At 56.3% G+C, this 9,014-nt stretch carries 4 protein-coding genes; 3 read left to right on the plus strand and 1 reads right to left on the minus strand.

The window, feature by feature from the left end:
- Nucleotides 1–246: 246 nt before the first annotated feature.
- Nucleotides 247–1,818: a PAS domain-containing methyl-accepting chemotaxis protein gene (locus RI563_RS07305; protein ID WP_310693711.1), complete on the plus strand. Its 1,572-nt coding sequence runs from the start codon at nucleotides 247–249 to the stop codon at nucleotides 1,816–1,818.
- Between the two features lie 302 nt (nucleotides 1,819–2,120).
- Here the strand turns inward: RI563_RS07305 and RI563_RS07310 are convergent, their stop codons facing one another.
- Nucleotides 2,121–2,891: a hypothetical protein gene (locus RI563_RS07310; protein ID WP_310693712.1), complete on the minus strand. Its 771-nt coding sequence runs from the start codon at nucleotides 2,889–2,891 to the stop codon at nucleotides 2,121–2,123.
- A 282-nt stretch (nucleotides 2,892–3,173) separates the two neighbouring features.
- Here RI563_RS07310 and RI563_RS07315 point away from each other — a divergent pair, with 282 nt between their 5' ends.
- Nucleotides 3,174–6,392: an EAL domain-containing protein gene (locus RI563_RS07315; RefSeq protein WP_310693713.1), complete on the plus strand. Its 3,219-nt coding sequence runs from the start codon at nucleotides 3,174–3,176 to the stop codon at nucleotides 6,390–6,392.
- Between the two features lie 237 nt (nucleotides 6,393–6,629).
- Nucleotides 6,630–8,651 (plus strand): sodium-translocating pyrophosphatase, encoded by a 2,022-nt coding sequence (locus RI563_RS07320; protein ID WP_310693714.1) that lies wholly within the window; start codon nucleotides 6,630–6,632, stop codon nucleotides 8,649–8,651.
- Nucleotides 8,652–9,014 lie beyond the last annotated feature (363 nt).

Consider the following 9,014-nt stretch of genomic DNA (forward strand, 5'->3'; position numbering starts at 1 on the left):
TGGCGCACAATCACCTTTTTATGATCCAGCCCGATCATCTGCAACGCCATACCGTGCGTATTCTGCAGGGCGCCGAAACCCTGTGCGGCCAGCTCCAGCAGGTTCGCGCCGCACAAAATTAGTGCCAGAAAGTAAAGAATTTCCGTTTTGTGACGCTAACCCTGTATAGGGAAAACCCTTGGTTTGCAGCAGTTTTTATCTGCTGGCAGTAAGTTGATTTTCAAGCAGTTTTGGACATAGGCCCCCATGAAAAAGAATTATCCCGTCACCAACGTTGAAAAGGAATACAGCGAAGACATCCGGATTATCACCACCACCGATCTCAAAGGAATTATCACTCATGCCAATGATGGGTTTGTCGAGGTCAGCGGTTTTCCGCGCGAGGAGCTGGAAGGCAAAAATCACAACGTGGTGCGTCACCCCGACATGCCGCCGGCGGCGTTCGAGGATATGTGGGAGACTCTCAAGGCCGGCAAGCAGTGGATGGGGATTGTCAAAAATCGTTGTAAGAACGGGGACCATTACTGGGTGAATGCGCATGTCACGCCGATATACAACCATGGCAAAGTGACCGGTTACCAATCGGTGCGCGTGGTCCCCCGGCGCGAATGGGTGCGTCGTGCCGAGCAGGTTTACCAGCGACTGAATGTCGGCAAGAAGCCGTTTTCCTGGGCCACGCAACTGGCCTGCCTGGGACGACGTACCGGCAAATACCTGCTGATCCTGCTGCCGCTGTTGATCGCCGGCGGTATCGTCGGCCAGTTATCCTGGCCCTCGTTACTGGGCACGGCGGTGCTGGGCGTGCCGGTGGCGGGGTTGCTCGCCTGGGTCGAGGGGCGGATATTGCGCAAGCGGGCCACGCTGGCCACCGAGGTGTTCGATAACCCGCTCATGCAATGGATATACACTGGTCGGCTCAGCGGCGTGGGCGCTTATGAGCTGGGGCTGATCACCCAGCAGGCGATGTTGCGGACCATCCTGGGCACCGTGGAGGATTCGGCGGTGGACCTTGGCGATCTGGCCAACGACAACACCAGCGTGGTGGAGCAGACTCGTCAGGGCGTGCAACGCCAGTGCGATGAGATCGACCAGGTGGCTACGGCGATGAACGAGATGGCGGCGACAGTGCAGGAGGTGGCTCAAAATACCCAGAGCGCCATGAATGCCGCCAACGAAGCGACAGAACAGGCCCGGGCCGGGGCATTGACCGTGACCGAGGCGATCGGGGTGATCGAAAATCTGTCGGAAAGCGTCAAACAGGCCCAGCAGGTTATCCAGAAACTGTCCGAGGACAGTACCTCCATCGGTAGCGTGCTGGAGGTGATTACCGGCATTGCCGAGCAGACCAACCTGCTGGCACTGAATGCCGCGATCGAGGCGGCGCGGGCCGGTGAGCAGGGCCGGGGATTTGCCGTGGTGGCGGATGAAGTGCGTACCCTGGCGCAACGGACCCAGGATTCCACCAGGGAAATTCATACCATCGTCGAGCGCATTCAGGGTGGCGTGCAACACGTCGTCAACGAAATGGGCGAGGTGACCGAAAAGGCCGAACACGGTGTGGCGCAGGTGGAAGAGTCCGCCATGGCCCTGTCGGAGATCTCCGGAGCGGTCACCTCCATTAACGACATGAACACCCAGATCGCCAGCTCGGCCGAGGAACAGAGTGCCGTGGCCGAGGAGATCAACCGCAACATCATCAACATCAATCAGGTCTCGCAGGAGACCGCCGAGGGCGCGAAAGTCACGGCGGAAAGTAGTCAGCGCCTCTCAGAGATGGTTATGGAGCTGCGTTCCATGGTCCATCAATTCAGCAAATAAATATAACAGGGACGAGTAACGAGTAACGAGTAACGAGGAAAAGCACCTTGCCCGAAGTTTGTTGGAGCGTCTTCGGCGCGACAGAGCGTGCGGTGGGCAGGAAAATAGCACTGGTGCCGGGTTGTCGTTGTGAGAGGGGCTTTTAGCCGCGACCTGTCGAATCTGCTGGCGAGTCGCCGACGAACTCGCCTCCCACAGGCAGTATTTGCGACTTGCGCCTGTATGACGCGAGGGACAGGCTGATACTCAGCACTCAGCACTCAGCACTCAGCACTCAGCACTCAGCACTCAGCACTCAGCATTTACGACTCAAGATTCCGCATGATCTCCCGCAGCTTGGGTACCTTGAGCCCGGCTTCATCGGCATAACCCAGGGCCCGGGCAAGCCGTTTGGGGGCGCTGCGGCCGGTGCACTGGTGGTGCAGGTCGCCCTCGATCGCTTCGACCATGCCTTCAATCAACTTCTCCCGCTCCAGGTGATGGCCGACCAGCCAGGCCTGAATATCCATCACTTCATCCGCGACCTGACGGGCCAGGTCCCGGTGTTGATCCCATAGTTGCTCTACATTGCCACCGGTGAGCAAGCCGGCGATGTTGGTGGTAAGAATGTAGATGTTCTTGCGCACCAGCTCGAACTCCATCGCCTCGGGCGTGGCAACTTCCCAGGTCGGAATATCGAGGGTAGTCAGGGCGTTCTCCAGCAGGGGCGCCTGCGGGCCATGGGTGGGCGAGGGGATCAGCACCTTGTAATCCTGGCCCTTTTTCTTTTCGAACCAGACGGAGATAACCGTTGGGTTGGCGATATCGTGCTGTTTCCAGTCACCGGGCAGCAATTCATTCTGCAGCAGACCGAGATGATTTTTCCAGGCATCCGGCAGGCTTTTGAGCGTGGGATGCAAATCGTCCTCGCCGACCGAGACCAGTACCAGGCGGGGATCGGGCACGGCGGTGGCGATCTTGTCCATCTCCGAGTGACGCGTGACCGGAAAGACCGGGTGGCCCAGGCGCAGCAGACCGCGGGTAAATACGCCGCCCATCTCACCGATGCCGACGACAATGACTGGATCATTCATGAGACAGATTCCTTGATTTGATTCCGGGTATAGAACAGCAATCCGACATTGTAACGACCCGCCATACCGTTGCGCCAGCGGTTGATGGATTTGGGGCTGGCAGTTTGGTCGCGGGTGGTTAAAATGGACGCAAGACTGCCGCTATAAATATAGTATAAGCGTGACAAGCTGTCGGCTTCTGTCCAATATGAGAGGCGAACACAGACCGGGAACGGGACAGGAGTTGGCACAACGCTATTTTTTATATAGCTTTATAAAATAATATTTCACTGGCGATCAGGTTTGCAGGATAAGCATTTAATCGAACTCCCCTCTCTCAGCGGCTCGGCCCTGCGGGTTGCGATCTATTACGGGATCTTCGGGATCCTCTGGATTCTGCTCAGCGACTGGTTTGTTAGCGTAGTGGCCACCGATGAACGGGCCTGGCACACACTGCAGAGTGCCAAGGGGCTGATCTTTGTTGGGTTATCCGTTGCGCTCATCTTCCTGCTGATTTATCGCGAGAACATCAAGGCACGTCGTGCGGTCGAGCAGCTGGCGGAGGAGCGCCGGCGGTTGGACGGGATACTGGAAGGCACCCGGGCCGGAACCTGGGAATGGCATGTGCCCAGCGGCTACACGGTATTCAACGAACGCTGGGCCGAGCTTATCGGTTACACCCTCGACGAACTGAAACCCCTTTCCATCGAAACCTGGTCGCAATTTGTCCATCCTGATGATGTGCACCATGCCAATGAACTATTGCAACGTCATTTCGACGGTGAGCTGGCGTATTACGAGTGCGAATGCCGCATGCGTCATAAGGACGGTCACTGGGTATGGATCCTGGATCGGGGACGCCTGATCGAACGTACGCCGGAAGGCAAGCCGTTATTGATGCTGGGGACTCACATCGATATCAGTCGGCGCAAGGCGTATGAGGCCGAGACCCGACGCATGAGCCGGCTCTATGCCGCACTCAGCGAAACCAACCAGGCTATCGTCAGGGTGTCCGAGGAGGGTGTGATCTATCAGCGGATTTGTGATATTGCGGTGGAACATGGCGGTTTCAGCCTGGCCTGGATTGGCCTGCCTAACCCGGAAGATGACCGTATCGAGATCGCCTCGGCGAGTGGCCAGACCGGTTATCTGGAAGGTATTCAGATTGTGACCGATCGCGATCAGCCCGAAGGGCATGGTCCGACCGCGCAGGCCTATCGAACGGGCGAGCGCCGGGTAATCAATGATTTCGCACAAGATACAATGACCCAGCCCTGGCACCAACGTGCAGCACAGTTCGACATCCGGGCTTCGGCCGCCTTTCCCCTGCGCCGTAATGGTCAGATATTCGGTGTGTTGAACATCTATGCCGGGGAAGCCGGTTTCTTCCAGTCCAGGGAGATTGAACTGCTTGAAGAGATGGCCGCGGATATCGGGTTCGGCGTGGAGAATTATCAGCGGGTGCTCGAACTGGCGGCCAGCGAGGCGCGTTTTCACGCCATTGCCGACGGCATCACCGATGCCATTGTCATGGCCAATCCGAAACGCGAGATACAATGGTGTAACCCCGCATTTTTACAGATATTCGGTTATACGCTGGACGAGCTGCAGGGCCGGCAAACCCGAATTATCTATGCCGATCCGGATGAGTATGAGCGCCAGGGGCGGCTTCGCTATAACAAGGAGGTGTCTGAGCATGTGCAGCGCTTTGAGGTCAGTTACCAGCGCAAAAACGGCGAGACGTTTATTGGCGAGACATTCGGAACCGCGTTGAGAAACGAGGCGGATGAATTGATTGGTTATGTCGCTCTGATCCGGGATGTGACCGAACAACGCAAGACCGAAGATCAACTGCGGATAGCCGCAGCCGCCTTCGAGGTGGAAAACGGCATTATGATTACGGATCAGGACCTGTGTATTGAGCAGGTGAACCGGGCCTTTACCCGGATTACCGGTTACGAGGCCGATGAAGTTATCGGCGCGGGTCCCGGAATCCTGCAGTCTGGTCAGCACAGCAAGGCGTTTTACCAGGATATGTGGCAGAAAATCACGGAAGAGGGTTTTTGGGAAGGAGAAGTCTGGAACCGCAAAAAGGATGGCGAGATTTATCCCGAGTGGCTGACTATCAGTGTAGTGCGAGACGATAGTGGAAAGCTTACCCATTATATCGCCTCATTTTCCGATATCACCGAGCGCAAGGCCGCCGAACAGCGTATTCATCAACTTGCCTTCTTTGACCCGCTGACACAGCTGGCCAATCGGCGATTGTTTGTTGATCGGCTCGAACATGCGCGCCTGGCCAGCGAACGAAGTAACCAGTATGGCGCACTTCTGATGCTCGACATGGATCATTTCAAAGTACTCAATGACACACAGGGACATCATGCTGGCGATCAATTACTGATGGAGGTCGGCCGTCGCCTGGAAGGAAAAGTGCGCGGTGCCGATACTGTTGCCCGAATTGGCGGAGACGAATTTGTCATATTGCTCGAAAGTCTCGGTGACGACAATGATGTGGCGATCAATATTGCCAGCGAGATTGCGGATAAAATACAACACACGTTAACCCAACCCTATCAGTTGGATGATAGTGACGATTATCGTATTACACCGAGTGTCGGGGTTGTACTTTTCCATGGTCAGGAGACGAGTGTCGATGAGTTGCTCAAGCAGGCGGATGTCGCGCTTTACGAGGCCAAGGCGGCCGGGCGCAACACGGTACGGTTTTTTAATCCGGATATGCAGGACAAGGTTAACGAGCGAGCGCGACTCGAAGGTGCCCTGTCCAAGGCATTGGAACAGGATGAGTTTATACTCCATTATCAGCCGCAGATGGATCGGGATGGATATCTTGTCGGGGCCGAGGCCCTGCTCCGCTGGCAACCGAAAGCGAGTGAGAGTCTGATCTCCCCCGCCGAGTTTATCCCGCTGGCCGAGGATACCGGGCTTATCGTGCCGATTGGTTACTGGGTACTGGAGACTGCCTGTCGGCAACTTCATCGCTGGCAGCAACAACGTCCCGGTATGGCGTTTAATCTGGCCGTGAATATCAGTGCCCGGCAATTCCATCAGCATGATTTTATTGACCGTCTTCAGGAAATTATCGAATCGAGCGGTGCGAATCCCACGGGACTAAAGCTGGAGTTGACCGAAAGCGTGGTGCTGGATGATATCGGCTATGTCGTCGAGCGTCTGCAGGAGTTGCAGGAACTGGGTATTGGCACTTCGCTGGATGACTTCGGTACCGGTTATTCCTCGCTTTCTTATCTGAAACGGTTACCTATCGAACAGCTCAAGATCGATACTTCCTTCGTGCGTGATATCGCCCATTCCAGCCATGACTCGGCCATTGTGCGCGCGATTATCGCCATGGGTCATTCCCTGGGGTTACAAATTGTCGCCGAAGGGGTCGAGACCGAAGAACAGAAAGCTTATCTGCAAAACTACGAGTGCGATATTTATCAGGGCTATCTGTTCGGCCGGCCTGTGCCGGTTGAGGCGTTTGAAAAACAGCAATTCTGAGGTCCACCGGGCTTTACCTTCAGCCTGCGCTAATCCAATCCCTCACCCGGGACTTGATCCTCATCAAGGCGGACATCCCGTTCAACACGGTCTGATAATCCAATGTTGATCCGGATCTGATTTTAGTCTAAAACCTATACTATTATCCGGGCTATTCAACCGTATAAGAATTTATAAAGTTCTTCTGGCAACCCGCCAGGAGTGAAAACGACTTGCCTAAAAAAGGGAGGGGATCGAATGTCGGGTGAATTAATATTTGCCTTGCTGTGCGCGGCAGGGGCGATCGGTTACGGGGTGTTTTCCATTTTCCGAATACTGGCGTTGCCTGCGGGCAGCGACGAGGTTCAGAAGATTGCCCTGGCCATACAGGAAGGGGCTGCCGCCTACCTGAAACGACAGTATATGACCATCGGTGTCGTCGGTGTGCTGCTACTGGTCGTCATGTGGTTCGCGCTCGGGTGGCTGAGTGCACTTGGCTTTGCCATTGGGGCGATCTTTTCCGGATTGGCGGGCTTCATCGGCATGCATGTGTCTGTGCGGGCCAACTCGCGCACGGCCGAAGCCGCCAAATCCGGTGCCAATGCCGGTCTGCAAGTCGCCTTTCGCGGCGGTGCGGTGACTGGCCTGCTGGTGGTGGGCCTGGGCCTGCTCGGGGTCGCCGGGTTTTACGCGCTACTGGAGTTTATGACCGAAGCGGGCGAAACCGTCCTGGCCCCTCTGATCGGACTGGCCTTCGGGGGCTCGCTCATCTCGATCTTTGCCCGTCTGGGCGGCGGCATCTTTACCAAGGGAGCTGACGTCGGTGCCGATCTGGTTGGCAAGGTCGAAGCAGGGATTCCCGAGGATGATCCGCGCAACCCGGCGGTCATTGCCGATAACGTCGGCGACAATGTTGGTGACTGTGCCGGCATGGCGGCGGACCTGTTCGAGACCTACGCGGTGACCATCATTGCCACCATGATCCTCGGCAGCTACTGGATGGGTGGTGACACTCTGCAGGCGACCCTCTATCCGCTGGTCATCGGCGGTGTTTCGATTATCGCTTCGATTATCGGTACCTGGCTGGTGCGGGTGCGCGAAGGCGGCAAGGTGATGAACGCGCTTTACAAGGGGCTGATCACCGCCGGCGTCCTGGCTGGTATTGCTTTTTATCCGGTTACCGAAATGATGTTCGCGGGCAGTAGCCAGGAGACGATCAACGGTCTCTATAGTGCGGCACTGGTCGGACTGGGTGTGACCGGCCTGTTGGTGATGATCACCGAGTACTATACCGCCACTGACTTTTCCCCCGTGCGACGGGTTGCAGAAGCTTCCACCACCGGTCACGCGACCAACATCATTTCCGGATTGGCCTTGTCGATGCGCTCCACCGCGGGACCGGTACTGGTGGTCTGCCTGGGTATTTTCCTGGCGCACTATTTTGCCGGGCTTTACGGCATCGCTATCGCCGCCACCTCCATGTTGTCGATGACCGGCATCATCGTGGCCCTGGATGCCTATGGTCCGATCACCGACAACGCCGGTGGTCTGGCGGAAATGTCCAATATGGATTCGGAAGTCCGCAAGGTGACCGATGAGCTGGATTCGGTCGGTAACACTACCAAAGCGGTCACCAAGGGCTATGCCATCGGCTCCGCCGGTCTGGCCGCGCTGGTGCTGTTTACCGATTTCACCCGCGAACTGTCACATTTCAACGGTGGCGGCATGGCGTTTGATCTCTCCAGTCACAAGGTGATCATCGGGCTGTTCATCGGTGGGCTGATCCCGTATCTGTTCGGTGCCCTGGCAATGGAAGCGGTCGGACGTGCAGCAAGCGCGGTGGTGGTGGACGTGCGTCGCCAGTTCAAGGAGATGCCGGGCATTATGGACGGCACGCAGAAACCGGACTACTCGCTGACCGTGGATATGCTGACCACCGCAGCGATCAAGGAGATGGTGTTACCCTCCCTGCTGCCGGTGCTGGTGCCGATCGTGGTCGGTTTCCTGCTCGGGCCGCAGGCGCTGGGCGGGCTGTTGGTCGGCTCCATTGTCACCGGCCTGTTTGTCGCCATCTCCATGACTACCGGTGGCGGCGCCTGGGACAACGCCAAAAAATATATCGAGGATGATCATCACGGCGGCAAGGGTTCCGAAGCACACAAGGCCTCGGTAACCGGCGATACGGTTGGCGATCCCTACAAGGATACCGCCGGGCCGGCCATCAACCCGCTGATCAAGATCATCAACATCGTGGCGTTGTTGATCGTGCCCTTGATTTAAAAGGGTAATCATCACCGAGGACACAGGAACCTGGGAGGAGAATCTTTTTCTCTATTGCACTCATGTGTCCCTGGTGGTGATTGTGTCAGGATTTTCGATACAAATAATCAGTGCAGCCTCAGACGGATGTCCGGGGATCGTTTAGCAACAGTTCCAAGGTGTCATTCAGTTTTTTTGCGTGTATTGGCGGATTCGCAAGGATTGCTATGTTGACTATTTTTATCAAGTTTTATGTTTGTGCGTTGATATCAAGGTAGGGGATTAAGCTGCACTCAAACCCGCCGATATCAAGGTAGGAGGGTACAGCTATGCAAACACAGCTTCGGTCATTTGTGACCGGCAATGTGATCAATTTGTCGGTCA

It is taken from the genome of Thiohalophilus sp., from assembly GCF_031581315.1.
Lineage (GTDB): Bacteria > Pseudomonadota > Gammaproteobacteria > UBA6429 > Thiohalophilaceae > Thiohalophilus.